The organism is Microbacterium sp. 18062 (assembly GCF_902706225.1).
In the GTDB taxonomy this organism is placed as follows: Bacteria; Actinomycetota; Actinomycetes; order Actinomycetales; family Microbacteriaceae; genus Microbacterium.
Window position 1 is genome coordinate 1 of record NZ_CACSKB010000317.1, and the last position, 458, is coordinate 458.

General features: G+C 68.1%; 1 protein-coding gene. It reads left to right on the forward strand.

Features of this window, described 5'->3' with window-relative positions:
- Window positions 1-458: cache domain-containing protein (locus GVL03_RS19995; protein ID WP_200847321.1), on the forward strand; the 458-nt coding region annotated here is incomplete at both ends.

The window sequence follows — 458 nt, forward strand, 5'->3', positions numbered from 1 at the left end:
GCAGAACACCGTCTTCAACGAAACCAACCGCGCCACCGTCGAATCGGCCCTCTACAACCAGCTGGCACGGTCCGGCGCCGAGCTGATCGTGCTGACCGACCTGGGCGGCAGGCTGCTGGCGCGGGCCTCGGTGACGGGATTCCTGAACGACCGCGACGAGGTGCTGGACCGGCGGCTGGAGGAGATCGTCGCCGGCATCAAGCCCCCCGGCCGCAACATGCGCGTGCTGGCCGGGGACGACGGCAAGCCCGTGCTGCACAACTGGGTCAAGGTGTCGATGCGCGCGCCCCTGCCGGTGGCGCACATCTACCTCGCCTACCGGATCACCACGGCAGGCACCGAGGAATTCACGCGCATGACGCAGCTCGAGATGGCCTTCGTCACGCATGCGCAAGGTTCCGGCCACGACGTGCACGCGAGTTCGCTGCCCGCATCCTTCCCGCTGAACACCGCCCATC